This window comes from Pseudomonas sp. SWRI77 (assembly GCF_014269105.1).
GTDB lineage: Bacteria > Pseudomonadota > Gammaproteobacteria > Pseudomonadales > Pseudomonadaceae > Aquipseudomonas > Aquipseudomonas capeferrum.
On record NZ_JABWRV010000034.1, the window covers coordinates 1 to 26,648 of the forward strand.

The window sequence follows — 26,648 nt, forward strand, 5'->3', positions numbered from 1 at the left end:
GTTGGCCAAACCCCATGTCGATGGGCCACACATGGCCACTGTGGTCGGCCCGCCTGGCGAAGAAATCTATTGCGACCAGTGGGGCCGGGTCAAAGTCAGCTTCCCCTGGGATCGCGAAAGCCAGAACAACGAGTTCAGTTCCTGCTGGGTGAGGGTTTCACAAGCCTGGGCGGGAGGTAGCTGGGGCGCGATGGCAATCCCGCGGATCGGCCAGGACGTGATCATCCAGTACGTCAATGGTGATCCCGACCAGCCGATGATCACCGGGCGCACCTATTGCGGTGATCAGCTGCCGCCCTACGACCTGCCCGACCACAAGACCCGCATGACCATCAAGAGCCAGACCCACAAGGGGGATGGGTTCAACGAGTTGCGTTTCGAGGATGAGCTGGGCAAGGAAGAAGTGTTCGTCCACGCCCAGAAGGACCAGAACACCCAGGTCAACAACAACCAGTCTCTCACCGTCGGTGTTGATCGGACCCAGAGCATTGGCCAGGACGAGTCCATTGCCATCGGCCGCAATCGCCTGCGCGTGGTGAAAGCCAATGACACCTTGAAAGTCGGCGGCGGCAAAAACGACCTCATCGCCGGCGACTACGAGATCGAAGCAGGCAACACCCTGCGCCTCAAGTGCGGCAAGACACTGATCGAGATGCAGGCCAACGGCACGCTCAATATCACCTGCGAGACCTTCAACCTCACCGGGCAACAGACCGGACAGATCAACACGCCCGCAGCGAAGCTCGACCTCAACCCTGACGGGGGAGTGGCAGGTGCCGCAGCGGATGGACGCGATAGCAGTGCACTGAAAGCCGATGTGGATGGGCACTTCAAGTAGCTGCTTGCACTTGCCCGTACGTAAAGACCTCCTGAAAGGACTCCCACAATGACGGAATACCTGACTCACGACATGATCCTCAATCTAGGCGAGGAAGCACCTGAAGACCTGACGCTCAACATGCTGCGCTTTCGTGCCCGAGACACCACATTGGTGATGGCCCGCAGCCCTGTCGCCAATGACAAAACGTTGGACGAGGCCATCGACGACCAGCTACGAATACTGCGTGAAAAGTCCAAGGCAATAGCCATCACGCCTGCAAAGATCGCGCATTTGGGTACTGATGAACACCCGATTGAAGCTCGCGAGATGGCCATTGAATTCATGGTGGGTGACAAGACTCAGTTCCAGCTCCAAGTAGCCTGCCTGATCCCAGGTCAGCACCGCCTGTTAGTGCTGAATTACAGCAAGCCAGGCCCACTGAGCACCGATGACATTGAGCACTGGCGCGCAATAAAGCAAAAGCTTCGATTCAATTAAGGCCCTCGCCTGCGCAAACGACATCTAACCCATCGCTTGGAGCTAACAACCCATGGCGCAGATCGTTCACGCCGCCCGCATGGGCGACGAAATACTTCATCCCTCCCTGCTTGCCGAAGTGGTCAGTGCGGTCGCCGAGGCGGTCATCTATGCTGCCGCTACCGCAGCAGCCGCTGCCGCAATAAGCCTGGCTGTGTTGGGCACTGTCGCCACTGCCGGCACAGGAGGCATCGTCATCGGTATCGTCGCAGGGGCGGCGATCGGTGCGTTGAGCACTCTCTCCGTTGATGACAACCAATCTATCGGCGATGCCATCTCCAGTTTTTGCGACGATCTAGGTAACAGCGTGCAAGGACCCACGCCCTTCGGAAAGATCGAGAGCGGATCAGATAAGGTATTGATCAACAGTAAGCCCGCTGCGCGGGCTGCTGGAATCACTGGGCCACCTGGCGGAGGAGCGGCCGATGCCGAGCAGGTCGAACCCACAATTCTTGAGAACGTGGGTTCCATGGCCATGGCAGCGGTGCCGTACCTAGTCCCGTTTGTGGGTTTAGGCATGGCGATCCGCGATATCTTCTATCCACCCGTCACCACCTCAAAGGACGCTGGCGCGCAAGACAGAAGCAAGGATCAGATCTCCTGCAGTCGCCACCCGCCCATGCCCAAAACCTATATTGCACAAGGGTCGGACAAGGTCTTCATCGACAGTCAACCTGCAGCGCGCTCGGGTGACAAAACCACCTGTGATGCCAAGATCGATGTAAACGAAAATGTCTCACCGAATGTGCGCATTGGTGGCGGCACAGCAACGGTACGGGATATTCGCAATGGCAAGAGCAAGATTGCGATGTTTACGGGGATCATCGCAGGCATACTCATTTCACGACGATTTGGGCGTATTAAAGGCTGCAAGGCTGGCAACCCTGTTGCTGTAGCCACGGGCAGCAAATTCCAGGACGGTCCCGAAGACACTGACTTCAGCCTCCCTGGCCTGCTCGGTATCGAATGGGCTCGCCGCTACGATAGCAGGGACACACGCAATGGCGGCTTGTTTGGCAAGGGCTGGAGCGTTCCTTATGAGGTGGAACTTGTCCGAGTCCCCCATCCTGAGGGTGGCGAGCTGTTGGTCTACATCGATGATGAAGGTAAACGGCTGGAACTAGGCCGCATGAAGGCCGGCGATGCCTTTGTCAGTGTCCTGGATGGCTTGGCTTTCTTCCAGCTGGAGGATGGCCAAACAGTTGTCGAGGACATTTACGAGGGGCGCTACAAAGTCTTTGATATCGACCCTCACCAGCCCAGCCATTCAAGACTCATCAGGCTGGGCGACCGCAATCTCAACTACGTTGATGTGCTTTACGACAAACAAGGTCGCCTGCAAGCGCTCTATGACAAGTACGGCCAAACGGTTGTCCAACTTCACTATGAGGCTGCGCATACAAATCGTGTATCCAAGGTCTCGCGGATCTTCCTGTCGAACAACGGTGCCCCCGCTATCGAGCGGAACGAGCTACTGGTCAGCTACAGCTATACCGACAGAGGGCAGCTGCAGGAAGTCCAGGATGCGACAGGTCAGGTGGTGCGCCGCTTCAGCTATACCGAAGAGGGCTATCTGAAGCGCCACCAATTGGCTAGCGGCGCCGTTCGCGAGTACGAGTGGGAGTGCTACACCATTCCTGAAAAACGCCCTTTGCCTGTAAGAGCAGATGGCACACCCTATCGCCTGCCACCTTTGCTTGAGCCACAACCTGACCACGAATGGCGGGTCGTTCGCCACTGGGGTAGCGATGGTGAGGAATACAGGTTCAAGTACAACCTCGAAGAAGGCGAAACCCTCGTAACAGACGGACTGGGACGCACGGACCGTTATCTCTGGGGCCCACTGTACGACGTTTACAAGCATGTCGACGCACTGGGGAACTGCTGGCAAGCAGAGATCATCGCTGGGCAGTTGATCAAACGAACTGATCCACAGGGCGGCGAGTGGCAATACAGCTATGACGATATCGGCCGTCTGATCGAAACGCGCGATCCCCTTGGGCGAAGCGAACGCATCAGCTATCTGCGCCACTGGGCGCTACCCGTTCAGGTCACCGACGGAGCCGGGCGTACCCGACGCTACGGATACGATGTTCATGGCAATCTGCTATGGGAGCAGGATCCACTGGGCCGCAGCACCCACTATCAATACAACCCGGAAGGTCGCGTTACCCGCGTCACCGATGCCCTCGAAAAAGCCAAGCACCTAAGTTGGAACACCCGTGGCCAGTTGCTCAGCTATCGCGACTGCAGCAACAACCAGACGCTTTACCACTACGACTTGCAGGGTCGCTTGAGCGAAAGCATTAACGCGCGCGGTGAGCACACCCGCTTCCGATATGACGCTCGTGGCTACCTGATAGAAAGCGAAAGGCCCGATGGTCGTATTGACCGCTACGAAGTCGATACTGCTGGCCAGTTGACGCGCTACATCGACCCTGCGCAAAAAAACCTGCAATTTCGCTACGACCTCAGTGGGCGCATGGTCGAGCGCCTGGACGCCATGGGTCATAGCGTCAGATTTCGCTATGACGCCTATGGCCGACTGCTACAGCTCACCAACGAAAACAACGAATCATATCGCTTTGGCTGGGACAAGCTTGACCGCCTGATTGCGCAGGAAGACCTGGATGGCAGTGGTCGCATTTATGAATACGACGTGTTGGATGGGGTCACCAGCCTTACTCACGTACCCTCTCCCCATGAACAAGCACCATTGTCCGAGAACGCCCCAGCAACGCGGACAACGCCGATTCGCCACGATTTCGAACGCGATGCAGTCGGCCGCCTGCTGAGCAAGCGCACCGAGGATGGCATCACCGACTACAGCTACGACACCGCCGACAATCTGTTGTCCATCACCTTCACCAATAATCAGGGTGAAAAACAGCAGCTTGAATACACCTACGACCCCGCAGGGCAACTGTTGAGCGAAACTAACAGCGCCGGGCTGTTGCAGTACCGCTACGACGAGTTGGGCAACCTGCAGACGCTCACCCTCCCCGATCAACGCAATCTCAATTACCTCTACTACGGCAGTGGGCACCTGCACCAGATCAACCTGGACGGCCGGGTCATCAGCGACTTTGAGCGTGATGCCGTGCATGACGAAGTCATGCGCACCCAAGGCAACCTGATCACACGCACACGCTATGACAAAAGCGGGCGCTTGAGTGGCAAGGCAATCCACTATCGAGATGCCGCAGCTGAAGTCCTACCACTATTGGACAAGACCTATCGATATGACGCAGGCGACAACCTCATCGCCGAAGTGCTGACTCAGACCCAGCGCAAAGGCATGTCCAGCGCTGCAAACGATGAGCATGCCGACCTCGAAAAAATAATTGGCCGATTCCACAGCCTGCCCCACACAGGCAGAAGCTATTCGGGCAGCAATCGATATGGCTACGATCCCAACGAACAACTTCAAACCGTCCAGCACTACCGTCCCGATTGGCAGGCTTCACAGGTAGAGGATTTCAAGTACGACAAGGCCGGTAATCTGTTTGACGGGCCCAAGCTCAATGGATTCATCAAGCACAACCGTGTACTGGTTTACCAGGACAAGCGCTACCGCTACGACCGCTTTGGCCGCTTGTGCGAGAAGCGAATCGGTAGCCATCGGGTTCAGCGCTTCGAGTATGACGCCGAACGGAGGCTGGTGTGCGTAGAGCAGGAGCGGTATGGTGAGATCGAGCGCATTGTGTTCGGCTACGACCCGCTGGGACGACGGATCAGCAAGGCGATCTACAAGCCAGGCGAAGCCGAGCCGATATACCGGACGCTGTTTCACTGGCAGGGATTGCGCTTGCTGCAGGAAGTTCAGAGCGGGCTGCCCAGCCTGTATGTCTATACGAGCCCGAACAGCTATGATCCGCTGGCACGGATAGACGGGAAACCGGGTCAGGAAGACATACAGTATTTCCACACCAATCTGGCCGGACTGCCCGAACAGTTGACGGATCAACAGGGTCATACACTCTGGTGCAGCAATTATCACGGCTGGGGCACCACACGGGATGAGTGGCGTACTCAACGGCAAGAGCGTGAGCAGAACTTACGGCACCAAGGACAGTATCTCGACCAAGAGACGGAGCTGCACTACAACACATTTAGATATTACGATCCTGACATAGGTTGTTTCATTCAAATTGATCCGATAGGGCTAAACGGCGGATTAAACCTTTACCAGTACGCACCGAATCCGCTGAACTGGATCGACCCGCTGGGTCTTACTAAATGTTCGCCTGGGAAAGATGATAGTGCTCACAACGATGATAGTGCTCACAACGCAGCGGACCACCAGAAGCTTAAAGATTATTATACTCAGCATGAAAAATATGGTTCTGGCGGCGTAAGAGAATTACAGAATGGTCGTTACCGTTTTTATGACGAAATTAAACCGTCTCGAAATCCAGGCGAAATGAAAGGTGCCAGATTAGTTAGAGAATGGGATCCTTCTACCGGCAATAAACGTACATGGTATGAAACAATAGACCATACTGGAAATATAAGAAGCGTGGCTCCAAAGCCCGTTACCCATGAAAAGAACCATCATATATTTGATATTGATGGTAGTTATAAAGGAAGGAGATAGCGCTTTGAGCACTCAACTTCAACGTATTGATATAATTCATAAAATATCAGACATATTAGCAGGTAATGCAAAGAGAGACGATATTTCCGAATGGGCATTTAATATATTTGATGATGACTCATTAAGGCTGGAAGATCCCGTAGTTTTAAAATATCTAAAATTGCTAGGAGCTGTTGATTTACCTTCTTCAGATCGAGATTTTTTATATACGGATGATGATCTTCGCCACTGGATAACTGAAATCGAGAGTCAATAATAAAAGCCGGAAGCGATCTCTACGATTCTTCCGGCTTTTTACCTTCAGCCGCTGACCTGAGCCAGCAACGTCGGTCGCGGTAGGAATGGCAGTCACCTGCCACCCCCCGCACAGATCCGTACGTGCAGAACTACCGCATACGGCTCCTGCCTTGGGTTTTGACGCCGAAGCGGGTTATGGGATGCGGATGCATTGGTAGCTCTCTTGGATAGGGTATGAATAGCCGGGCCAAGGTAGCCATGCGTTCCCAGTTCAGACGGTGCCGCTGACTTCGCCGTTTAAGAGCATGTCTCCACGCGCCTATCACTTCACGGCGAAAGGCATCCAGTCGCCGTGTATTACCGGGTACGTGATAGTAGTTGCAGTAGCCTTTAAACAGACGGCTCAACCATTGTCCGATTACCGGGACGGGCTCATGTCTGCGCTTGTGTAATTGCGCCCGTATCTCCCTGATTGTCGTTCTCATACGCTTGGCGATGGTCACGCGTCTAACCACAAACATCCCGTTCTTGGTTTTGTCACAGATATGCGTGAACCCGAGAAAATCGAAAGTTTCCGGTTTTCCTTCCCCACGCTTCTTGCGATCTTCGATCGCGAACCAGCCAAACCGTAGCAAACGTGTTTTCTCTGGATGCAGTGTCAGGTTGAACTGGGCTAGTCGAGCCTCCAACGCCTGGCGAAAACTCCATGCATCTTCATGCTTTTCAAATCCAAGCACACTGTCGTCTGCGTATCGCACAGCAATCATCTGACCTCGTGCAGTACGCTCGCGCCATTGCCTGATCCACAAGTCCGTCACGTAGTGCAGGTAGATGTTGGCAAGCAACGGTGAAATGGGCGCACCTTGCGGCGTGCCCTGCTTCGCAGGAGTGCGCTTTCCATTTTCGAGAACACCTGTGCGCAACCATCGAGCTATTAGCGCTAACATTCGCCTATCCGCAATTCGGTGTTGCAGGAAGCACATCATCCATTCGTGATCGATGGTGTCAAAGAACGCTCGAATATCCACGTCCAATATCCAACGAACACGCGAGTTCTGTATTCCTACCGATAACGCATCCAATGCATCGTGTTGCCCTCGACCTGGGCGAAAACCATACGAGAGTCCCAGAAAGTTCTGCTCATAAATTGCGTTGAGCACTTGCACGACTGCGGTCTGGACAATCTTGTCTTCCAATGCGGTTACACCCAGCGGGCGCTCGCTACCATCTGCCTTTGGGATAAACACCCGCCGGACAGGCTGGGCGCGATAGCGGCCCCTGTGCACTTTGTCGTGTAAGACTGTCAGCTTTGTGAGCAGACCTTGCTCGTACTCTCGCCACGATAGACCATCCACACCACTGGCCGCGTCTCGCTTGAGATTGTAGAAACTCTCGTGCAATAGCTCGACCGTTACGTGGTGCAGCAAGCTCGTGAACTTTACCCGGCGATCTCGCCGAGCTGCTTGACGTACAGCGAGCAACCCTGACAACGCACTTGTCCGGCTCTGCGTCCGGGGCGCGGAAGGCTGTTCGCTGTTCCCCTTGGCTAACTCCCTTTCCTCCATCGTCTCCGCTGAGCAAAACCCATTGTTCGACGACTTCTCAGGTACTACGGAGTTATCCGACTTCTCATCCGCGTAGGCGGCAGGCTTTTGGCTTGTGACCTTTCCTGCCCCGTCTGGCTTGTCACGACCAGACACGGATGAGATCTCCCAGCTTCCGTACAGTTGACTTCCCAGCATGCTCAGGGTCTACGACCGCGCAGGGCGTGAAACATGGCTTGCGATTATCGTCATGCACACTGTGGCCTTCCGCTTCGCATAACAGCGTCGGCGCCCTGGACTCATGATTTCGCGGCTCAATGGCTGGCCTGCTGGTTTCCCCTGTCAACGCTTCGCCGTACACCTCACGGTGCACAACGCATGACTCGGGGTCGAGGTGTTTCGCCATAACTTCTCTCGTAGGGACTTTCACCCTTTATCAACTGCCAGCTTGGCTGGCGCACTAAGCGCTCCATGAACCCCACATTCAAAGCGCTTAGCTGATCCCCGATGCTGTGCTCCCGATTTCTTTCTGGAGCCCGCACGCCATGATGCGTCCCGACGCCAAAGTCGAAAAAGTCTTCCTCTATCCCAAGCCAGTCGACTTTCGAAAGTCCATTGACGGTCTGGCCGCGCTGGTCGAATTGGACATCAAAGTGGCGGTGTTCGACCCCGTACTCTTCGTGTTTCTCAACAAAACGCGAAACCGCGTGAAGATCCTGTACTGGGAGCGAAACGGCTTCTGTCTTTGGCTCAAGCGTCTCGACTCGGAACGCTTCAAAACATCGCCTGACCCCACCGACGAGGCCATTATCCTGACCGTCCAGGAACTCAATTGGCTGCTCGACGGTTTCGACCTCTGGCGCAATCGTCCGCACCAAGTTTTGACACCTCGCTACGTTGCCTGATTCGGTATAATCCGTGGCATGATTTCCATGCCCGACACCCTCCCTGACGATCCGGTTTTGCTCAAGCAACTGCTTGAGCAAATGATCAATGAGCGCGCGTCTGATAAGGGCAAAATCGTTCATCTGGAAGAAGAGGTGGCGCTGCTCCGCCAGCGGTTATTCGGCCGTAAGACAGAGCAGACCAACGATTCGGCTACGCCCCAACTCCCTCTCTTTGACGAAGCAGAAAGCCTGGCAGAGCCGGCCGACGAGGCTTCGGATGAAGAAGTTGTTGCACCGAGCAAGCGCCGCGGCAAACGCAAGCCACTGCCCAGCGATCTGCCGCGTGTCGAGGTCATTCATGAACTCCCTGAACACGAGTTGACGTGTGCGTGCGGCTGCCGCAAGCACGCCATTGGCGAAGAAGTCAGCGAGCAACTCGAAATCGTCCCAATGCAGATCCGGGTCATCAAGCATATCCGCAAGGTGTACGGCTGCCGCGGCTGTGAGTCAGCACCGGTGACCGCAGATAAGCCCGCCCAGATGATCGAAAAAAGCATGGCCAGCCCAAGCGTGCTGGCGATGTTATTGACCACCAAATACGTGGACGGCCTGCCACTTCATCGTTTTGAAAAAGTGCTCGGACGCCACGGCATCGATATCTCGCGTCAAACCCTGGCACGTTGGGTCATCCAGTGCGGCGAGCACTTTCAGCCGCTGCTGAACCTGATGCGCGACAGCCTGTTGAATAGCCGCATCATTCATTGCGATGAAACCCGGGTACAGGTCTTGAAAGAGCCTGACCGCGGGCCAAGTAGCCAGTCCTGGATGTGGGTGCAAACTGGCGGCCCACACGATAAGCCAGTCATCATTTTCGACTACTCCACCAGCCGAGCGCAGGAGGTACCGACTCGCCTGTTGGATGGGTATCGCGGCTATGTGATGACCGATGATTATGCTGGCTACAACGCCCTCGGAGCGCAGGATGGCGTTGAGCGCCTAGGCTGCTGGGCACATGCGCGGCGCAAGTTCGTCGAGGCACAAAAAGTACAGCCCAAGGGCAAGACCGGACGCGCTGACATCGCGCTGAACCTGATCAACAAGCTCTATGGCGTCGAGCGCGACTTGAAGGAGAGCAGCGATGAAGTTCGTAAGGCTGCCCGCGTGGAGCGCAGTCTGCCATTGCTGACTCAGCTGAAAAGATGGATCGAGAAAACGCAACCGCAGGTCACAACGCAGAATGCCTTGGGCAAAGCTATCGGCTACTTGGCCAGCAATTGGAGCAAGTTGGAACGCTACGTCGAACATGGCTACTTGCCGATCGACAACAACGCTGCAGAGCGCGCCATTCGCCCGTTTGTCATCGGTAGAAAGAACTGGCTCTTCAGTGACACGCCCAAAGGTACCACCGCCAGCGCCCAGCTTTACAGCCTGGTCGAAACTGCCAAAGCCAACGGCCAAGAGCCCTATGCGTGGCTGCGCCACGCACTGGAACGCCTGCCGCAGGCGTCCTCAGTGGAGGATTACGAAGGCCTGCTGCCGTGGAACTGTATACCGGCATCGCTTGGCTGAGGAAGTCAGCTATCTTGGGAATGATGGCGATTATCGGAGCGTTTGAAGAACAAAGCGGAGTAACGACCATGGAATACGACGAAAGACTGATCGAAGACGCAGTACTCGCCCTGTTGGCAGCCTACAGCTCGGACAAGGGTAATGCGTGGAAAGGGTTCGACTTCGAAATCATGAATCGACTGCATGACCAGGGTTTGATCAGTGATCCAGTTAACAAAAATAAATCCATCTGGTTGACGGAGGAAGGTCTGGAGCGAGGTCGACAGATAGCCGACCGATTGTTCGGGTTAAGGACGCAAGCGGGGCAGGTGCCCGACTCGAATACCTGACTTATTCCCACTTCATAACACAGGTGGGGTTTGTGGATCGCTTACACATGGCTGACACCGTAATGGCCCACTAACAAGGCCAGTGGCCCCCCGAGTCTGTATAGCGCCCATAGGCAGCGGCATCGCCACCCGCACCCTACCCCGTCACCACTGGGCTGGACACCCGCACAGGCGTGGCCACCATCCTGCGCGCCAACGAAATTCAATAAGTCCCGTTACGGAGGTGCCAAGCCACCCGGCAAGGGCATGCCATGACCCGTCCCAACCGTTATATGGAACCTCTGCGGCCCAGTGCGATAGTGCGGCGGCGCTACTGCGTCGAATAACAACAAGAGGTAAGTCCAATGTCCGTATCGAAACGCTCCGTCGAAGATGCGCCACTCAATGCGTTCCACCGCAAGCTGACGGTCTATTCCGCTGGCGGGCCGTTCCTCGACGGCTATGTGCTGAGCATCATCGGCGTGGCCATGCTGCAGATCACCAATGCCCTGCAACTGTCCGCCTTCTGGGAGGGGCTGATTGCTGCCTCGGCGCTGATCGGGGTGTTCCTTGGCGGGTTCCTGGGGGGGTGGTTTACCGACAAGTACGGGCGCAAGGTGCTGTACCTGGTCGACCTGATCGCCATTGTCGGGTTTTCGGTGGCGCAGTTCTGGGTGGAGTCGGCCTGGGCGCTGTTTGCCTGGCGGCTGTTGATCGGTATCGCGGTGGGCGCCGACTACCCCATCGCCACCTCGCTGCTGGCCGAGTTCCTGCCACGCAAGCAACGCGGGCCGCTGCTGGCCGCGATGGTGCTGATGTGGTTCGCCGGGGCCGCCACTGCCTACATGGTCGGCGAGCTGTTGCTGCGTGTCGGCGGCGACGACGGCTGGCGCTGGGTACTGGCCAGTGCGTTGGTGCCGGGTGCCTTGTTCCTGATTGCCCGTAGCGGCACGCCGGAATCACCACGCTGGCTGCTGAGCAAAGGCCGCACTGCCGAGGCGGATGCAGTGATCAAGCGGGTTTATGGCCCGGACTACTCCATTGCCGACCTGCCGGAGCAAGTCAGCGACAAACCCGTGTCGGTGTGGTCGCTGTTCCACTCCGGCTACGGCAAGCGCATGGCCTTCGTCACGCTGTTCTGGACGTGCGCCATCGTGCCGCTGTTCGCCATCTACGCGTTCGCCCCGAAAGTGCTGCAGGCGCTGAAACTCACCGGTGACTGGGCGGCCTATGGCTCGATCGCCATCACCTTGCTGTTCACCCTGGGCTGCCTGGTGGCCACCAAGCTGATCAACCGCCTGGGGCGGCGCAAGATGCTGATCCACAGCTTCCTCTGGTCGGGCATGTCGCTGTTGCTGCTGGGCCTGTTCCCCGATGCATCACCCACCACCGTGCTGGTGCTGTTTGGTGCCTACGCGGTGCTGATTGGCGGTGCTCAGGTGCTGGAATACGTCTACCCCAACGAACTGTTCCCCACCGAAATCCGCGCCTCCGCCGTGGGCCTGGCCACTTCGCTGTCGCGTGTTGGCGCGGCCGTGGGTACCTACCTGGTGCCGATCTCGCTGGTGTCCTACGGCATTGCCAACACCATGTTCGCCGCCGCCTTGATCTCGCTGTTCGGAGCACTGATCTCGTGGTGGCTGGCACCAGAGACCAGCAAGCTCGACCTGCAACAAGCCGCCGCGCTGGGCAGCACCAGCGCTGCACCGTCACCGTCCCACAAAACTGTCGCTCGTAAAGCCTGAAGGAGCCCTTCCATGACTCAAGTACTTACCGTTGTACGCAATGCCGCTGCTTCGCCCTTGGGCGCACCCGCCCCTGCCCGCCTGCCGATCGGCGAACCGATTGCCCTGGCCGCCACGGCGCAGGAGCAGACCGATGAAGCGGTCGGCGCCAGCATCGGCGTCTGGGAAAGCAGCGCGGGGGTGTTCCGCCGCTACCTGAAAAACCGTGAGTTCAGCCACATCGTCAGCGGCAGTTGCACCTTCACCCCCGACGGCGGCGAGCCGGTCGAGCTGCGGGCGGGCGACGCGGTATTGTTCCCGGAGAACTGCGAAGGCGTGTGGGACATCCACGAGACCCTGCGCAAGACTTACGTGTTGTTCTAGGCGTGAGACAGTTCGGATCGAGACTCAGGGGTTTGGCTGGTTTTGACAGTGCATCTGACTGAGATTTTGGGGCCGTTAGCGGCCCCAAAAAAGCTTGAGCAACACCCTACAACTCCGGGTCCAGCCCTACCTTGTCCCCATGCCAATCGAACCGCTCCACCTCGTGGCGCCGCTTGCGGAAGCTGTACGGCGTCTCGCCATACTGCTTGCGGAACCACAAGATGAAGTGCGACGCATCGGAAAACCCGCACGCCAAGGCAATGGTGGTGATGTTCTGGCTGGTATTCACCAGCAACCGCCGCGCATGGTCCAGGCGCAGCTTGCGCCAATAGTTGGCCGGTGGTTCCTGGGTGTTGGCGACGAACTCGCGATGCAACTGGCGAGGATGGGTGCCCACCGCCTCGGCCACGGCCTTGAGCGTCATCGATGCATCCAGGTTGGCGCGCATGAAGGCAATGGCGCGCTGCACGCGGTCGTTCTGGTACACCGAATCACTGGCGGCCTGGCCTTCCTGCTGGTCGGCGCGCTCGTCCACCAGCAGGTACTCCAGCCCTTTTTGCGCGCGCACCGCACCGCAATGCCTGCGGATCAGGTTGGCCGCCAGGTCGATCGCCGTGCCGCCCGGGCAGGTGATGATGCCACGGTCATCCACATAGCTCTTGTCGATCACTGCGGTGGACAGCGGGAAGCGCTCCTTGAACTCGTCGCGCAAGGTGAAATGCAACGCGCAACGCCGGCCATCGAGCAGGCCTGCCTTGCCCAGCACGAACGACGCCGAACACAGGGCAATGATCGGGATGTTCGCGGCATGCACCTCACACAGCGCATCAAGCAGCCAGCCTGGCGGGTTGCGCGTTTCGCTCAACAGCCCGCCCGCCAGCACGATGTAGTCGTACTGGGCAAACAGGTTCAGCGGCTTGGTTGGCGAAATGGGCATGCCACAGCTGGCGGTGATCGGTTGGTCGTCGAGGGTCATCCAGTCCCATTGGCAGTACACCTGCTGGCTGCGGAACGACTTGTCGGCGGCGAAGCGCAGCGAATCGACCAGCCCGGCGACGGGCACCAAGGTGAACTGATTGAGAAGGAGGAAACCGACCCGCAGTTCAGGCTTGATCTGCGAGACGGTTTCGGCGGCCTGCGATTGTTGTAGGTATTGTTCGGCGACCATGGACGCTGCTCTCATCACATCCGAAGTGAATGCCATTCTAAGCGTACACCGGCGTCCGCCCTATCATATTCAGCACTATAAATAGAAGATCTCAGACAAGGCAGGACGCTACGGTTGTCTGTCTAGATACCCCGCCAAGGCCTCGCTCTTCCTTACTCTGACAAGGGTGCCAGTCCCTCGCTGAGCGAACGCCTACTTCCTATCAATTGTCATGACTGTAATATCGCCCCCTGGCCGCGCTGAGCATCATGTAGGCACAAGACAAACATGCTCAGAGGCACCCCTCATGTACCGTGGATTCTGGTATGCCCAGGCGCTGGACCTGGACAACGACCTCGCCCCTGCCCTGCAGGACTCGATTCAAGCCGACGTGTGTATCGTCGGCGGCGGCTTCCTTGGCTTGTGGTCGGCTATCCGCCTGAAGCAGGCCCACCCGGAACAAACCATTGTCATCGTCGAGCGTGACCGCTGTGGCTCGGGTGCCAGCGGACGCAACGGCGGCGTTGCCACCAACTGGTGGGGCAAGTACCTGTCGGTGCGCACCATCTGCGGCGACGCCGAAGCCAGGCGCATCTGCGAGGCCGCCGAGTCGGCCATCGACGAAATCGGCAGCTTCTGCCAGGAACACGGGATTGATGCCCAGTACCGCAAGGACGGCTGGCTGTGGACTGCCACCAACCCGCGCCAGATGAATTCGTGGCGAGTGCTGACCGACGGCCTGCAGAAGCTCGACGTCAACCCCTTCCAGGAACTGGACCGCCAGACCATTCGCGGGCGGGTCGGCTCGCCGCTGGTGCTGGGCGGCATCTACGACCCCAACGCCGCCACCGTGCAGCCCGCCATGCTCGCCCGTGGCCTGCGCCGGGTGGCGCTGAAACTGGGCGTGCAGATATTCGAGAAGTCACCGTTCACCCACCTGCAGCGCGGTGCCAACCCCGTGGTGCACACTGCCAAGGGCCAGGTAAAAGCCAAACAGGTGGTGCTGGCACTCAACGCCTGGGGCGCGCAGTTCCCGGAGCTGCGCCGGATGATCGCGATCATGTCCAGCGACATGGTGGCGACGGCACCGGTCAAGGCCAAGCTCGATGCCATCGGCTTCAGTGGCGGCGAATGCATGACCGACTCGCGCACCGTACTCAACTACTGGCGCAACACCCCCGATGGGCGCGTGGTGTTCGGCAAGCCACTGGGCCAGTTCGCCTACGCCGGGCGCATTGGCAACCTGTATGAAAAACCCTCGCCGGCGGCCGACAAGGTCGCAGCCGAACTGCGCCGCCTGTACCCACAACTGCAAGATGTGCCAGTGGTCAGCAGCTGGACCGGCCCCATCGACCGGGCCATGAAGGGCTTGCCGAACTTCGGCTACCTCGACCACCACCAGAACATCAGCTACGGCATTGGTTTTTCCGGCAACGGCGTGGCGACCACCGTGTTTGCCAGCCGCATCATCAAGTCGCTGGTCGAGCACGCCAATGACGAATGGGCCAACTGTGGCCTGGTCAACCAGAAGATGAAAATGTTGCCGCCAGAGCCGTTGCGCTTCTTCGGCGCGCACCTGGTGCGTGACGCCCTGGTTCGCAAGGAAACCCTCGAAGACCATGATCAGGATGCCGGTTTCGTCACCCGCCGCCTGGTGGCCATGGCCCCGGCCGGCTACGTGCCAGCCCAGAAAAAATAAGGAACGGACCGTGAGCGAACATATCGTACTGCTCGACGACGAGGGCCTGGCGCCCTCCACCCGCCTCAAGCGCCCCGACTGCGCGCACACCTGGCAGCAGTTTGCCTACACCTGCCCCGAGCAGATGCTCGACCACCTGCAGGACGCGACCATCGCCTTCACCTGCAGCGTGCCACTGCGTGAGGAACACCTGCGCCAGTTGCCGAAGCTGAAGATGATCTCGCTGGCCCTCACTGGCCGCGATATCGTCGACGTCGATTACTGCGACGCCCATGGCATCGAGGTCGCCAGCGTGCCGGGCTATGCCGCCAACACCGTGGCCGAGCACAGCCTGGCGATGATCCTCGAACTGTTCCGCCGCCCGGCCGCGTTCACCCGGCTGATGCGCCAGGTGCATGCCGGCGAGAAACCGTACCAGAACATCTACTTCAACCACCGCATCCGCGATGTGCGCGACAAGCAGTTGGCGATCATCGGCAGCGGCCCGATCGCCCTGCGCCTGGCGCACCTGGCGCGAGCCTTCGGCATGCAGGTGCTGTTCGAAGACCGCGGCGGCAAGCGCCAGGGCCCGGACTGCCGACCGTTGGCCGAATTGCTGCGCAGCTGCGACGTGCTGTCGATCAACTGCCCACTGACGCCGGCCACCTACAACCTGATCGATGCCGCGCAGTTGGCGCTGATGAAGCCCGATGCCGTGGTAGTCAATACCGGCCGTGGCGGCGTGGTCAATGAGGCTGCGCTGATCCAGGCGCTGCAGGCAGGCCGCCTGGGCGGCGTGGCACTGGATGTGGTCGAGCAGGAGCCGCTGCACCCGAGCAACCCGCTGTTCCAGCTGATCGACCGCGACGACTTCTTGCTCAACCCGCACATCGCCTGGAGCAGTGAAGATGCCATGCAGCAGTTGATGGACAGCGCCGTGGACAACATCAGCGCTTTCGTCGCCCGCCAAGCCAACGCAAAAAGGATCCGAAGCGCATGACCCTGGTCACCAAGAGCAACTATGTCGATGGCGCCTTCGTCGCGCTGGACAGCAGCAATGATGTGCTGGAAAACCGCAACCCGTCCAACCCCAGCGAGGTGGTCGAGCGTTTCGTGCGGGCCGACCAGGCGCTGACCGAGCGGGCCCTGCTGGCTGCCCGCCGCGCGGCGCCCGCCTGGGCCCGCAGCAACCCGCAGCAACGCGCCGACGCACTGGACTTCATTGGCACAGAAATACTTGCCCGCCGCGAAGAACTGGCCACGCTGCTGGCCCGCGAGGAAGGCAAGGTGCTGCGTGAGGCACTGGGCGAAGTCGACCGGGCCGGCCGTTCGTTCAAGTTCTACGCCCAGGAAGCCCTGCGCGCCGAAGGCGAAAAGTACCCATCGGTGCGCCAGGACGTGGGCATCGATGTGTTCACCCAGCCACTGGGCGTGGTCGCCATCATCGCCCCGTGGAACTTCCCGATCGCCATCCCGGCGTGGAAGATCGCCCCGGCGCTGTGTTTCGGTAACTGCGTGGTGTTCAAGCCGGCCGAACGGGTGCCCTCCTCGGCCTGGGCGCTGGCCGAGATCATCTCGCGGGCCGGCTTGCCCGCCGGGGTGTTCAACCTGCTGATCGGGCCAGGGCGCAGCGTGGGCGACACCCTGATCCGCTCGCCGCTGGTTGATGGCATCAGCTTCACAGGTTCCGAGCACACCGGCCGGCAGATCGCCAGGCTGGCCGCCGAAGGCATGAAGAAAGTGCAACTGGAGATGGGGGGCAAAAACCCGTTGATCGTGCTGGACGATGCGGACCTTGAACAGGCGGTGGAGGTGGCACTGAACGGCTCGTTCTTCAGCACCGGCCAGCGCTGCACGGCCAGTTCTCGGGTCATCGTCACCGAAGGTATTCATGACGCCTTCGTGGCGCGCCTGGCGGAGCGCACCCGCGCGCTGAAGGTGGGCGATGCGTTGCAAGCGGCTACCGACATCGGCCCCGTGGTCGATAGCCGGCAGTTGGAGCAGAACCTGTCGTACGTGGCCTCTGGCCTTGAGCAGGGCGCGAAGCTGGTGTGTGGTGGGGAGCGTATCGACAACCAGGCCGGGGCCTACCTGTTCACCCCCGCCCTGTTCACCGAGGTCACGCCGCAGATGCGCATCTACCGCGAGGAGATCTTCGGGCCGGTGCTGAGTGTGCTCAAGGTGAGTGATTACGACGCGGCGTTTGCGGCTGCCGAGGACACTGCATTTGGCCTTTCAGCCGGGATCGTGACCACTTCGCTGCGCCACGCCGAGCATTTCAAACGGCACAGTTCAGCGGGGATGGTGATGGTCAACCTGCCCACGGCGGGGGTGGATTATCACGTGCCGTTTGGCGGCAACGGCGCTTCGAGCCTGGGCTCGCGGGAGCAAGGGACCCATGCGCGGCAGTTTTTTACCCGGGTGAAGACCACTTACCAATTGGCGTAACCGGCGCTTGGTGGCGCCATGCGGCGGCAACCCAGGAATTGAACTACTCGCACGTTGAGGCGCTCTTAAACACTGAGTGGTTTATTTCCTTGGGCTTCACGCTACTGGAGAATACGCTATGCGCCACCTATTCCTCGCCCCCGCGCTGCTGCTCCTGCTGCCTGCCGGTGCTGCCTTGGCCCGCGTCGACGCGGGCGACGTGGCCACCTCGGCCGGTGTTTCCGCTTCGTTGTATTCGACCTTCAAGGACGACAAACGGATCATCCCGGCCCGTGACGAGCTGTCTGCGTTCGTCGCCAGCGGTGGTGCGATCCGCGGCGCCTATGTGGAGTCGGCGCTGGAACAGGCGCGCAAGGACCATCCCGGCCTGCAGGCCAATGATGAAGAACTGGCCCGCGCCATACTCTCGCAGGACGACCCTGTCGCCGACCATTGATAACACCGCCCTGAGCAAACCCGCCCCTACCCCTTTCGCAGCGTGTGTAGGTGCGGGTTTGTGCGGCAACAGTTCTCACATTGCTCGCAGTCGGCTGAAGGGATGATAGGCTTCCAGCAACAATAACAATTGCCGCCGAGTGAGCTGATGACCATCCTCTACGACGAGCGGGTCGATGGGGCGCTGCCTGCCGTGGACCTGCCCGCCCTGCTGCAGGCCCTGCATCAAGCGTTGCCGGGCCTGGCGATTCTGCACCGCGCGGAAGACCTCAAACCCTATGAATGCGACGGCCTCTCGGCCTACCGCACAATGCCGCTGCTGGTGGTGCTGCCCGAGCGTCTGGAGCAAGTGCAGACCTTGCTGCAACTGTGCCACCAGCGCGGTGTGCCGGTGGTGGCGCGCGGTGCCGGCACCGGTCTCTCTGGCGGCGCCTTGCCACTTGCCAAAGGCATTCTGCTGGTGATGGCGCGCTTCAATCGCATTCTCGAAATCAACGCCCAGGGCCGCTTCGCCCGTGTTCAGCCCGGGGTACGCAACCTGGCCATCTCCCAGGCTGCAGCGCCCCATGGCCTGTACTACGCCCCCGATCCCTCATCACAGATTGCCTGCACCATCGGCGGCAATGTGGCGGAAAATGCCGGCGGCGTGCATTGCCTGAAGTACGGTTTGACCGTGCACAACCTGCTCAAAGTGGAGATGCTCACGGTCGAGGGCGAACGCCTGACGCTCGGCAGCGACGCCCTCGACAGCCCCGGTTTCGACCTGCTGGCACTGTTCACCGGCTCCGAAGGCATGCTCGGCATCATCACCGAGGTGACCGTCAAGCTGCTGCCCAAGCCCCAGGTGGCGCGGGTGCTGCTGGCCAGTTTCGACTGCGTGGAGGATGCAGGCAGGGCCGTGGCCGAGATCATCGCCGCCGGGATCATCCCTGGCGGGCTGGAGATGATGGACAACCTGGCGATTCGCGCCGCCGAGGACTTCATCCACGCCGGCTACCCGGTGGACGCGGCGGCGATCCTGCTGTGCGAGCTTGATGGTGTCGAGGCAGACGTGCATGACGACTGCCAGCGGGTCGCAGCGGTGCTGACCCAGGCAGGCGCCCGCGAGGTGCGGCTGGCCTGCGACGAGGCTGAACGCGCGCGCTTCTGGGCCGGGCGCAAGAACGCGTTCCCGGCGGTGGGGCGCATCTCGCCGGACTACTACTGCATGGACGGCACCATCCCCCGCCGCGAGCTGCCCCGGGTGCTCAAGGGCATCAGCGAACTCTCCGAGCAGTACGGCCTGCGTGTGGCCAACGTGTTTCATGCCGGCGACGGCAACATGCACCCGTTGATCCTGTTCGATGCCAACCGCCCAGGCGAACTGGAACGCGCCGAGGCCATCGGCGGCAAGATCCTCGAACTGTGCGTGGCCGTGGGCGGCAGCATCACCGGCGAGCACGGCGTCGGGCGAGAGAAGATCAACCAGATGTGCGCGCAGTTCAACCGCGACGAAATCACCCTGTTCCACGCGGTCAAGGCCGCTTTCGATCCGCAGGGTTTGCTCAACCCGGGCAAGAACATCCCTACCCTGCACCGCTGCGCCGAGTTCGGCGCGCTGCACGTGCACCACGGGCAGCTGCCCTTCCCCGAGCTGGAGCGCTTCTGATGAGCAAGGACCGCGACATGAGCCAGGCCCTGCTGGACCAGGTCAACCAGGCACTGAGGCTGGGCACCGCGCTGCGTATCCAGGGCGGCAACAGCAAGGCCATGCTGGGCCGCCCGGTGACCGGGGAGCTCGTCGATACCCGCAACCATCGCGGCATCGTCAGCTATGACCCGACCGAGCTGGTGATTACCGCACGCGCTGGCACGCCGCTGCTGGAGATCGAGGCGGCGCTGCACGAAGCCGGCCAGATGCTGCCCTGCGAACCCCCACACCTGGGCGCCGAAGCCACCCTCGGCGGCGTAGTCGCTGCGGGCTTGTCCGGGCCACGGCGGCCATGGGCCGGGGCGGTGCGCGATTACGTGCTCGGCACTCGTGTCATCACCGGCCACGGCAAGCTGCTGCGCTTTGGGGGCGAGGTGATGAAGAATGTTGCGGGGTACGACGTTTCGCGGCTGATGGCCGGCAGTTTCGGGTGCCTTGGCCTGCTCACCGAGGTGTCGCTGAAGGTATTGCCGCGGCCGCGCCAATGCCTGAGCCTGTGCCTGCCGATGGGCCGCCAGCAGGCGCTCGCGGCACTGGCCGAATGGGGCCAGCAGCCGCTGCCGATCAGCGCCGCCTGCCATGACGGCGAGGCACTTTACCTGCGCCTGGAAGGCGGTGAAGGCTCGGTGCAGTCGGCACGCCAACGCCTGGGGGGCGACGAGCTCGACAGCGGGTTCTGGCACGACCTGCGCGAACAACGCCTGGCCTTTTTCGACGACCCGGCGCCGTTGTGGCGGTTGTCCGTGCCCATCGCCAGCGGGGCGCTGAACTTGCCTGGGCGCCAGCTCATCGACTGGGGCGGTGCGCAGCGCTGGCTGAAGTCGAGCGCATCGGCCCAGTCGCTTCGTGCCGCCGTCGCCCAGGTCGGCGGCCATGTCACCGGCTACGCGCCGGGTGAGGACAGCAGCGCACCACTGCCTGCGGCCCTATTGCGCTACCACCGGGCACTCAAGCAACAGCTCGACCCCCAGGGCATTTTCAACCCTGGCCGCCTGTACCCGGACTTATGAGGCCCTGCCATGCAAACCAATCTGAGCGAAGCCGCCAAACGCCTGGCCCGCGCCGAAGAGGCCGAAAGCATTCTGCGCAGCTGCGTGCACTGTGGGTTCTGTACGGCCACCTGCCCCACCTACCAGTTGCTCGGCGACGAACTGGACGGGCCACGCGGGCGCATCTACCTGATCAAGCAGGTGCTCGAAGGCGCGCCGGTCACCACCAGCACGCAACTGCACCTGGACCGCTGCCTGAGCTGCCGCAACTGCGAAACCACCTGCCCTTCCGGCGTGAAGTACCACGACTTGCTGGACATTGGCCGCGCCGTGGTCGAACAACAAGTACCGCGCCCGCTTGGCCAGCGCCTGCTGCGCCAGGCCCTACGGACCGTGGTGCCGCGCCCCGCACTGTTCAAGGCCCTGAGCTTCACCGGCCAGGCGCTGCGCCCGCTGTTGCCGGCGCTACTCAAAAGCAAGTTGCCGGCCCAGGTCGCCGCACCCGGACAAAGACCGGCGCCGCGCCATGCGCGCCGGGTGCTGTTGCTCGAAGGGTGCGTGCAGCCTGCACTGTCGCCCAATACCAACGCCGCCGCCGCACGCCTGCTGGACCGCCTCGGCATCAGCGTCGAACCGATCCGCGAGGCCGGTTGCTGTGGCGCGGTGGATTACCACCTCAACGCCCAGGCCCAGGGTTTGCAGCGCGCCCGGCGCAATATCGACGCTTGGTGGCCGGCCATCGAGGCAGGTGCCGAAGCCATCGTGCAGACGGCAAGCGGCTGCGGCGCATTTGTGCGCGATTATGCCCACCTGCTGGAGAAGGACACGCAGTACGCCGCCAAGGCTGCACGGGTCAGCGCCCTGTCCCGTGACCTGGTGGAAGTGCTGCGTGAAGAGCCGGTCGAGCAACTTGGCCTGTGCGCCGAACAACGCCTGGCCTTCCATTGCCCCTGCACCCTGCAACACGCCCTCAAGCTCAGCGGAGCAGTGGAAAGCCTGCTGACACGGCTGGGCTTCACCCTCACCCCGGTGCCGGACGGTCATTTGTGCTGCGGCTCGGCCGGAACCTACTCGTTGACCCAACCTGAGCTGTCACGGCAATTGCGCGACAACCGCCTCGACGCCTTGGAAAGCGGCATGCCGTCTATTATCGTCACCGCCAACATTGGCTGCCAAACCCAACTCGACGGGGCCGGGCGCACACCAGTAAGGCACTGGATCGAAGTCGTCGATGCGGCCTTGAACCCGGAGAACAACCAGGCATAGCAAGCCCGTGATCGCTGCTGATTGGACAGCAGGGGATAGCGGCAAGGAGAAGTGACCAAGCCTTCAGCGCGATCTGCAACTGATTCAGGCCTGGATCTAGGTGCACCAAAAGGCAGGCTACAGCGCACAGGCAGAGCCTGCCCATTGGCCAACTCAGACCTTTCTTACAAGCTATTCGGAATCGGCTTACTTGTGGCTTTCCGCCAGTAAAAACATGATCAGCATTCTCGATCCAGAGGAGGCTGCGCATGCACCCACAGAACCGCACCACCGCCGAACTACGCAGCGCCCTGCGTGAATTGATCGCCCACGAAATAAGCAACCCGGACGATGACCCGCACCTGTCGGGGGTGCTGTTTTTCTGCGCCACCGACGAGCGCACCCGTGAGTTGATCGAACGCATCGAGCTGCTGGCCAGCGAGGTCTTCTTCGACGCCAGTGGGCGTGCCATTACCCACAGAATGCAGGCTGTTGCGGTTGACGGGGTGCGTATCAAGCACAAGCACAAGGCGCCAACCGATGAGACGGTAATACGCATAGCACTGTCCGACAAGGGCTACATCACCGTGAGTGCGGCACGCTTGTAAAGCGCCACATTCGCACTGTGCGATGAATCGCGATCCGCTATCCTCAGCATTCCCCTGCTCCGGACCGTTTCATGGAACTGCACATCCGCCTTGAAGGCCGCAAAGGCCTGGCCGACCAGCTGTACCGGCAATTGCGCGCGGGCATCGACAGCGGCCACCTGGCCGCTGGCACCCAACTGCCACCCACCCGTCTGCTCGCCGAACAACTGGGCGTGTCACGCAAGACCGTGGCCGAGGCCTACTCGCGGCTGACCTACGACAACCTGCTCAGTGGCGTGGTCGGCCGTGGCTCCTTCATTACCCCGCAACTGCCTGTGCGCACCAACGAAGTGGCCGCCATCCCCCTGGCGGGTGCCGCATCCCTCGAGCGCTGGCAACAACGGGCTACCGTGCTGGGCAGGCGGCAACTGCAAGCACCGTCGCGCTATGACTTCGTCGGCGGCGCCTCGAGCAAGGCGCAGTTCCCCTTCGACCAGTGGCGCAGCTGCCTCAACTACGCCTTGCGCCGCAGCCAGCGCCATCCAGAGCGGCAGTTCACTGCCCAGGGCCTGCCCGAACTGCGCGAAGCCATCGCCCACCACATCGCCTACGCCCGCGGCGTGCACTGCAGCGCCGCGGACGTGCTGGTGTGCAATGGTGCGCAACAGGCGCTCGACCTGATCGCCCGGGTGCTGATCGAACCCGGTTGCCCGGTGGCCATGGAAGACCCCGGTTACCCGCCCGCACGGCAACTGTTTCTGGCCTTGGGCGCACGCCTGCAGTCAGTAGCGGTGGATGATGAAGGGATGTGCGTCGAACAGATCGCCGATGGCACACGGCTGATCTACGTGACTCCTTCGCACCAGTTCCCATTGGGTATGCCGATGAGCGAACCGCGCAGGCGGGCCTTGTTGGCACGCGCCGCCGAGCTTGGCGCATTGATCATCGAGGACGACTACGACTGCGAATTCCGCTACCAAGGGCCCGCCGCCGACGCCCTGCAGCGCCTTGACCGACATGGCCTGGTCGCCTACGTCGGGACCTTCTCCAAGACCCTGTTGCAGGAGTTGCGCCTGGGCTATGCGGTGCTGCCACCCGCCGTGCTGCAGGCCGCCTGCGTGGCCAAGCACCTCAGCGACTGGCACAGCCCGACCCTGCTGCAATGGGCCCTGGCCCGCTTCATCAGCGAAGGCCACCTGAACAGGCACATCCGCCGCTGCCACGACGTCTACAGCGCCCGCCGCGAACGCATCCTCGCGCGCCTGGAGGGCGACCTGGCGCCTTGGTTCAGCGCCATACCGGCCAGCGCCGGTTTCCACCTGAGTGCGCTGGCCAAGCCTGGGGTGGATGTCGAACTGCTGGCCAACCTCGCACGCAAGGTGGAGGTCGGCCTCTATTCGCTGGCACCGTTTTTCAGCGAGGTGCCGGTGCGTCCCGGGCTGGTGCTAGGCTTTGGCGCCATCGAGCTGCTCGACATCGACACCGCGCTCGACCGCGTTTGCGATACCCTGCAACGCCTCAATTGACCGGCGCCGCCTGGCCCTTGCCCGCCGGCCGTGCGATGGCGGCGGCATAGCCGCGTGGCGCGAAACACACTGTCACCAGCAGCATTGCCAGCACCGTCACCGTCAACAGCGTCCATGACGCCTGAAAGTCGCCACTGACATCGCGCAGCCAACCGGTGATGTACGGCACGATACCGGTGATGATAAAGCCGATACCCTGGACAAAGGCCGCTAGGCTGCCAGCCTCGGCGGGCGTTTTCAGGTGCTCCAGGGTCAGCGTCAGGCTCTGGCTGAAACAGGCCCCCAGGCCGAAACCGATCATCGCGACCCACAGGCCCATCGACAGCGTTGGCGCCAGCAACAGGCCAAGGAAACCTGCCAGCTGGATCGATAGCGCCAGCCACAACCCAGGCCGACGATCCACCCAGCGACGCAGCAGCAACGGCAGGCCCAGCGCGCCGGCAACCTGAAAGATCGTCATCAGCCCCACCAGGTCGCCGCCGCCCTGGGCAGTACCGCCATGCTCCAGGTGATAGGCCGGCAGCCAGGCGACCATGCTGGTGTAGCCGCCATTGATCAGGCCGAAATACAACGCCAGCAACCAGGCACGCCGCGTACCGAACCAGTGCCCGCCAGCGGCGCCCGCCAGCTTGGGCGCATCCTGGCGCGGCCGCAGCAGCGTCCAGGCCAGCATCGCCAGCAATGCCGGGATGGCCCACAGGCCCAGCCCGGCCTGCCAGTGCCCAAAGTACCCACTGATATGCGGCCCAAGCACCGCCGCCAGGCCACCACCACTCATCAGCGCTGCGGAATACATACCCATGGCGCCCGCCAGGCGACCCGGGAACCAGCGGTTGACCAGCCCCGGCATCATGCCCTGAACCACCGCGACGCCGAGGCCGGCGACCACTGCGCTGGCAATGAGCGCCCAGGCGCTGCCCAGTTGCAGCCGCCACAGGCAGGCCAGCGCGATCGCCGCAAGGCCCGCGAGCATGCCGCCATGCTCGCTGATCCAGCGCCGCAGCCAGGGTTGCAACAACGGCACCAGGCCCATGCACAGCACCGGCAGCGCGGTCAGTAGCGCCGCCTGCTGGTAACCCAGGCCCGTGCTGGCGCGCATGGGTTCGAGCAGCGGCCCGATGCTGGTAAGGATCGGCCGCAGGTTCAGTGCCAGCAGCATCACCAGCAACACGTTCAAAGCCGCTCTCATTGCGCGTTGGCCTGCTGCCACTCAAGGTACAGGTCGGCTTCGCCAATCGGTTTCAGCGCCCGCACTGGCAGGCTCTGTTGCTGCGGCGGGCGCGTCATCTGCGCGTAGACTGCGGCCGTGGACAACCCATAGGGCTCGCCCTCATCGTTGCCATAGGCGAACCAAGCCCGTTCGATGCCGCACAGGTGCATGGCCGCCAGGCACATCGGGCACGGGTGGCCGCTGGCATAGATTTCGGCGCCGTCCAGGCGCGCCTGGCCCAGGGCATGCGCGGCCTTGCGAATGGCCAGCAGTTCGGCATGGGCGGTCGGGTCCTGGCTGCTGTGGATCTCGTTGACCGCGCGTGCCACCACGCGCCCCTGATACACCAGCACGGCGCCAAAAGGCCGACCACCGGCCTTGATGTTGGCACGGGCCAGATCGAGCGCTTCGCGCATGTAGCGTGCTTCGGACATGAATCGGTGCTCCTGTTGCAAGACCTGGCCATTATCCCGGCTTGCTGGCGTTGACAGAAATGAAGAGATTGGATGCACGTCAGTGGCCACCTGAATGCACCGATTGGCCTCCCGGCAAACGCTGCGATTGGCTATCGGGCCGATCGACGGGCAGCGCTAAGGTAGCGCCATGTCCACCCCACACCTTCTGGAGAACACCATGAACACGCGTATCGAATGGGCCAAGCACGCACCGGAAGCCTACAAAGCCATGGTTGGCCTGGAACAGGCGCTGGCCAAGAGCGGCCTGGAAAATTCGTTGCTCGAACTGGTGCGCCTGCGCGCTTCGCAGATCAACGGCTGCGCCTACTGCATCAACATGCATGCCAATGACGCACGCCAGGCCGGCGAAACCGAAGCACGCCTGCAGACGCTGAGCGTGTGGCAAGAAACCGCCTATTTCACCCCGCGCGAACGCGCCGCGCTGGCCTGGGTAGAAAACCTGACCCGCTTGCCGGAGCGCGGTGCGCCACAGCCTGAGTACGAGGCGCTGCAAGCCCATTTCGAGCCGCAGGAAGTGGTCAACCTGACGCTGGCCATCGCCACCATCAATGCCTGGAACCGCTTCGGCGTCGGGTTTGCCATGGTTCCGGCGTAATCGATTGCTGATTGC

General features: G+C 61.1%; 23 protein-coding genes. 19 read left to right on the forward strand and 4 right to left on the reverse strand.

Going from position 1 to position 26,648, the window contains the following annotated elements:
- The 4 genes from tssI to HU766_RS23985 form a co-directional block, all read left to right on the forward strand.
- The coding region (tssI, locus tag HU766_RS23970; protein WP_186661231.1) for a type VI secretion system tip protein TssI/VgrG at positions 1-838 on the forward strand (838 nt) is incomplete at its 5' end.
- A 48-nt stretch (positions 839-886) separates the two neighbouring features.
- On the forward strand, positions 887-1,318 hold the full coding sequence (locus tag HU766_RS23975) for a DcrB-related protein (protein WP_186661233.1): 432 nt from the start codon (positions 887-889) through the stop codon (positions 1,316-1,318).
- Positions 1,319-1,370: 52 nt separating this feature from the next.
- Entirely contained in the window at positions 1,371-5,954 is a 4,584-nt protein-coding gene (locus tag HU766_RS23980; RefSeq protein WP_238338680.1) for an RHS repeat-associated core domain-containing protein, read from the forward strand.
- Positions 5,955-5,958: 4 nt separating this feature from the next.
- Complete coding sequence (locus HU766_RS23985) at positions 5,959-6,210, forward strand: hypothetical protein (RefSeq protein WP_186661301.1); 252 nt, start codon at positions 5,959-5,961, stop codon at positions 6,208-6,210.
- A gap of 130 nt (positions 6,211-6,340) precedes the next feature.
- Here the strand turns inward: HU766_RS23985 and ltrA are convergent, their stop codons facing one another.
- A complete protein-coding gene (ltrA, locus tag HU766_RS23990) occupies positions 6,341-7,933 on the reverse strand; it encodes a group II intron reverse transcriptase/maturase (RefSeq protein ID WP_186661235.1) in 1,593 nt (530 codons plus the stop codon).
- Between the two features lie 347 nt (positions 7,934-8,280).
- On the opposite strand from ltrA, the gene tnpB reads away from it, so the two are divergent.
- The 5 genes from tnpB to HU766_RS24015 all read left to right on the forward strand — a co-directional run bounded on the left by tnpB (position 8,281) and on the right by HU766_RS24015 (position 12,607).
- Complete coding sequence (tnpB, locus tag HU766_RS23995) at positions 8,281-8,640, forward strand: IS66 family insertion sequence element accessory protein TnpB (protein WP_238338682.1); 360 nt, start codon at positions 8,281-8,283, stop codon at positions 8,638-8,640.
- Positions 8,641-8,658: 18 nt separating this feature from the next.
- The gene (locus HU766_RS24000) at positions 8,659-10,191 is read left to right on the forward strand and encodes an IS66 family transposase (protein WP_186661238.1); all 1,533 of its coding nucleotides are present in this window, start codon (positions 8,659-8,661) and stop codon (positions 10,189-10,191) included.
- Positions 10,161-10,520, forward strand: coding sequence for a DUF6429 family protein (locus HU766_RS24005; protein ID WP_346656725.1), 360 nt, complete (start codon positions 10,161-10,163; stop codon positions 10,518-10,520). The genes HU766_RS24000 and HU766_RS24005 overlap by 31 nt, the downstream gene beginning before the upstream one ends.
- Positions 10,521-10,864: 344 nt before the next feature.
- Complete coding sequence (locus HU766_RS24010) at positions 10,865-12,244, forward strand: MFS transporter (RefSeq protein WP_186661241.1); 1,380 nt, start codon at positions 10,865-10,867, stop codon at positions 12,242-12,244.
- A 12-nt stretch (positions 12,245-12,256) separates the two neighbouring features.
- Positions 12,257-12,607 carry a cupin domain-containing protein gene (locus HU766_RS24015; protein WP_186661243.1) on the forward strand — a complete coding sequence of 117 codons (351 nt, stop codon included), beginning with the start codon at positions 12,257-12,259 and terminating at the stop codon, positions 12,605-12,607.
- Positions 12,608-12,713: 106 nt separating this feature from the next.
- Here HU766_RS24015 and HU766_RS24020 read toward each other — a convergent pair whose 3' ends face one another.
- Complete coding sequence (locus HU766_RS24020) at positions 12,714-13,775, reverse strand: GlxA family transcriptional regulator (RefSeq protein WP_186661246.1); 1,062 nt, start codon at positions 13,773-13,775, stop codon at positions 12,714-12,716.
- Between the two features lie 286 nt (positions 13,776-14,061).
- Here HU766_RS24020 and HU766_RS24025 point away from each other — a divergent pair, with 286 nt between their 5' ends.
- The 9 genes from HU766_RS24025 to HU766_RS24065 all read left to right on the forward strand — a co-directional run bounded on the left by HU766_RS24025 (position 14,062) and on the right by HU766_RS24065 (position 24,352).
- Positions 14,062-15,453, forward strand: coding sequence for an FAD-binding oxidoreductase (locus HU766_RS24025; RefSeq protein WP_186661248.1), 1,392 nt, complete (start codon positions 14,062-14,064; stop codon positions 15,451-15,453).
- 10 nt (positions 15,454-15,463) lie between these two features.
- A complete protein-coding gene (locus tag HU766_RS24030) occupies positions 15,464-16,432 on the forward strand; it encodes an NAD(P)-dependent oxidoreductase (protein WP_047580973.1) in 969 nt (322 codons plus the stop codon).
- Complete coding sequence (locus tag HU766_RS24035) at positions 16,429-17,880, forward strand: aldehyde dehydrogenase family protein (protein WP_186661251.1); 1,452 nt, start codon at positions 16,429-16,431, stop codon at positions 17,878-17,880. Before HU766_RS24030 ends, HU766_RS24035 begins: the two co-directional genes overlap by 4 nt.
- 118 nt (positions 17,881-17,998) lie before the next feature.
- Complete coding sequence (locus tag HU766_RS24040) at positions 17,999-18,316, forward strand: DUF2388 domain-containing protein (RefSeq protein WP_012271811.1); 318 nt, start codon at positions 17,999-18,001, stop codon at positions 18,314-18,316.
- Between the two features lie 147 nt (positions 18,317-18,463).
- On the forward strand, positions 18,464-19,963 hold the full coding sequence (gene glcD, locus HU766_RS24045) for a glycolate oxidase subunit GlcD (protein WP_186661253.1): 1,500 nt from the start codon (positions 18,464-18,466) through the stop codon (positions 19,961-19,963).
- Positions 19,963-21,015: a glycolate oxidase subunit GlcE gene (glcE, locus tag HU766_RS24050; protein WP_186661256.1), complete on the forward strand. Its 1,053-nt coding sequence runs from the start codon at positions 19,963-19,965 to the stop codon at positions 21,013-21,015. Before glcD ends, glcE begins: the two co-directional genes overlap by 1 nt.
- Positions 21,016-21,024: 9 nt before the next feature.
- Positions 21,025-22,260 carry a glycolate oxidase subunit GlcF gene (gene glcF, locus HU766_RS24055; protein WP_186661258.1) on the forward strand — a complete coding sequence of 412 codons (1,236 nt, stop codon included), beginning with the start codon at positions 21,025-21,027 and terminating at the stop codon, positions 22,258-22,260.
- A gap of 248 nt (positions 22,261-22,508) precedes the next feature.
- Positions 22,509-22,847: a hypothetical protein gene (locus tag HU766_RS24060; RefSeq protein ID WP_186661260.1), complete on the forward strand. Its 339-nt coding sequence runs from the start codon at positions 22,509-22,511 to the stop codon at positions 22,845-22,847.
- Between the two features lie 71 nt (positions 22,848-22,918).
- A complete protein-coding gene (locus HU766_RS24065; RefSeq protein ID WP_186661262.1) occupies positions 22,919-24,352 on the forward strand; it encodes a PLP-dependent aminotransferase family protein in 1,434 nt (477 codons plus the stop codon).
- Here the strand turns inward: HU766_RS24065 and HU766_RS24070 are convergent.
- Positions 24,345-25,541, reverse strand: a complete 1,197-nt coding sequence (locus HU766_RS24070) for a cyanate transporter (RefSeq protein WP_186661264.1) — start codon at positions 25,539-25,541, stop codon at positions 24,345-24,347. The two genes, HU766_RS24065 and HU766_RS24070, sit on opposite strands and share 8 nt — an antisense overlap.
- Complete coding sequence (locus HU766_RS24075) at positions 25,538-25,996, reverse strand: nucleoside deaminase (protein WP_186661266.1); 459 nt, start codon at positions 25,994-25,996, stop codon at positions 25,538-25,540. Before HU766_RS24075 ends, HU766_RS24070 begins: the two co-directional genes overlap by 4 nt.
- A gap of 199 nt (positions 25,997-26,195) precedes the next feature.
- On the opposite strand from HU766_RS24075, the gene HU766_RS24080 reads away from it, so the two are divergent.
- On the forward strand, positions 26,196-26,633 hold the full coding sequence (locus tag HU766_RS24080) for a carboxymuconolactone decarboxylase family protein (RefSeq protein WP_186661299.1): 438 nt from the start codon (positions 26,196-26,198) through the stop codon (positions 26,631-26,633).
- Positions 26,634-26,648 lie beyond the last annotated feature (15 nt).

Excerpts from the sequence above, each read along its gene's own strand:
- tnpB (WP_238338682.1), top strand. The coding sequence starts at position 8,281 with ATGATGCGTCCCGACGCCAAAGTCGAAAAAGTCTTCCTCTATCCCAAG.
- HU766_RS23975 (WP_186661233.1), top strand. The coding sequence starts at position 887 with ATGACGGAATACCTGACTCACGACATGATCCTCAATCTAGGCGAGGAA.
- HU766_RS24060 (WP_186661260.1), top strand. The coding sequence starts at position 22,509 with ATGCACCCACAGAACCGCACCACCGCCGAACTACGCAGCGCCCTGCGT.
- ltrA (WP_186661235.1), bottom strand. The coding sequence starts at position 7,933 with ATGCTGGGAAGTCAACTGTACGGAAGCTGGGAGATCTCATCCGTGTCT.
- HU766_RS24040 (WP_012271811.1), top strand. The coding sequence starts at position 17,999 with ATGCGCCACCTATTCCTCGCCCCCGCGCTGCTGCTCCTGCTGCCTGCC.
- HU766_RS24025 (WP_186661248.1), top strand. The coding sequence starts at position 14,062 with ATGTACCGTGGATTCTGGTATGCCCAGGCGCTGGACCTGGACAACGAC.
- HU766_RS24020 (WP_186661246.1), bottom strand. The coding sequence starts at position 13,775 with ATGGTCGCCGAACAATACCTACAACAATCGCAGGCCGCCGAAACCGTC.
- HU766_RS24065 (WP_186661262.1), top strand. The coding sequence starts at position 22,919 with ATGGAACTGCACATCCGCCTTGAAGGCCGCAAAGGCCTGGCCGACCAG.
- glcD (WP_186661253.1), top strand. The coding sequence starts at position 18,464 with ATGACCATCCTCTACGACGAGCGGGTCGATGGGGCGCTGCCTGCCGTG.
- HU766_RS24000 (WP_186661238.1), top strand. The coding sequence starts at position 8,659 with ATGATTTCCATGCCCGACACCCTCCCTGACGATCCGGTTTTGCTCAAG.
- glcE (WP_186661256.1), top strand. The coding sequence starts at position 19,963 with ATGAGCAAGGACCGCGACATGAGCCAGGCCCTGCTGGACCAGGTCAAC.
- HU766_RS24010 (WP_186661241.1), top strand. The coding sequence starts at position 10,865 with ATGTCCGTATCGAAACGCTCCGTCGAAGATGCGCCACTCAATGCGTTC.
- HU766_RS24015 (WP_186661243.1), top strand. The coding sequence starts at position 12,257 with ATGACTCAAGTACTTACCGTTGTACGCAATGCCGCTGCTTCGCCCTTG.
- HU766_RS24070 (WP_186661264.1), bottom strand. The coding sequence starts at position 25,541 with ATGAGAGCGGCTTTGAACGTGTTGCTGGTGATGCTGCTGGCACTGAAC.
- HU766_RS23980 (WP_238338680.1), top strand. The coding sequence starts at position 1,371 with ATGGCGCAGATCGTTCACGCCGCCCGCATGGGCGACGAAATACTTCAT.
- HU766_RS24080 (WP_186661299.1), top strand. The coding sequence starts at position 26,196 with ATGAACACGCGTATCGAATGGGCCAAGCACGCACCGGAAGCCTACAAA.
- HU766_RS24075 (WP_186661266.1), bottom strand. The coding sequence starts at position 25,996 with ATGTCCGAAGCACGCTACATGCGCGAAGCGCTCGATCTGGCCCGTGCC.
- glcF (WP_186661258.1), top strand. The coding sequence starts at position 21,025 with ATGCAAACCAATCTGAGCGAAGCCGCCAAACGCCTGGCCCGCGCCGAA.
- HU766_RS24035 (WP_186661251.1), top strand. The coding sequence starts at position 16,429 with ATGACCCTGGTCACCAAGAGCAACTATGTCGATGGCGCCTTCGTCGCG.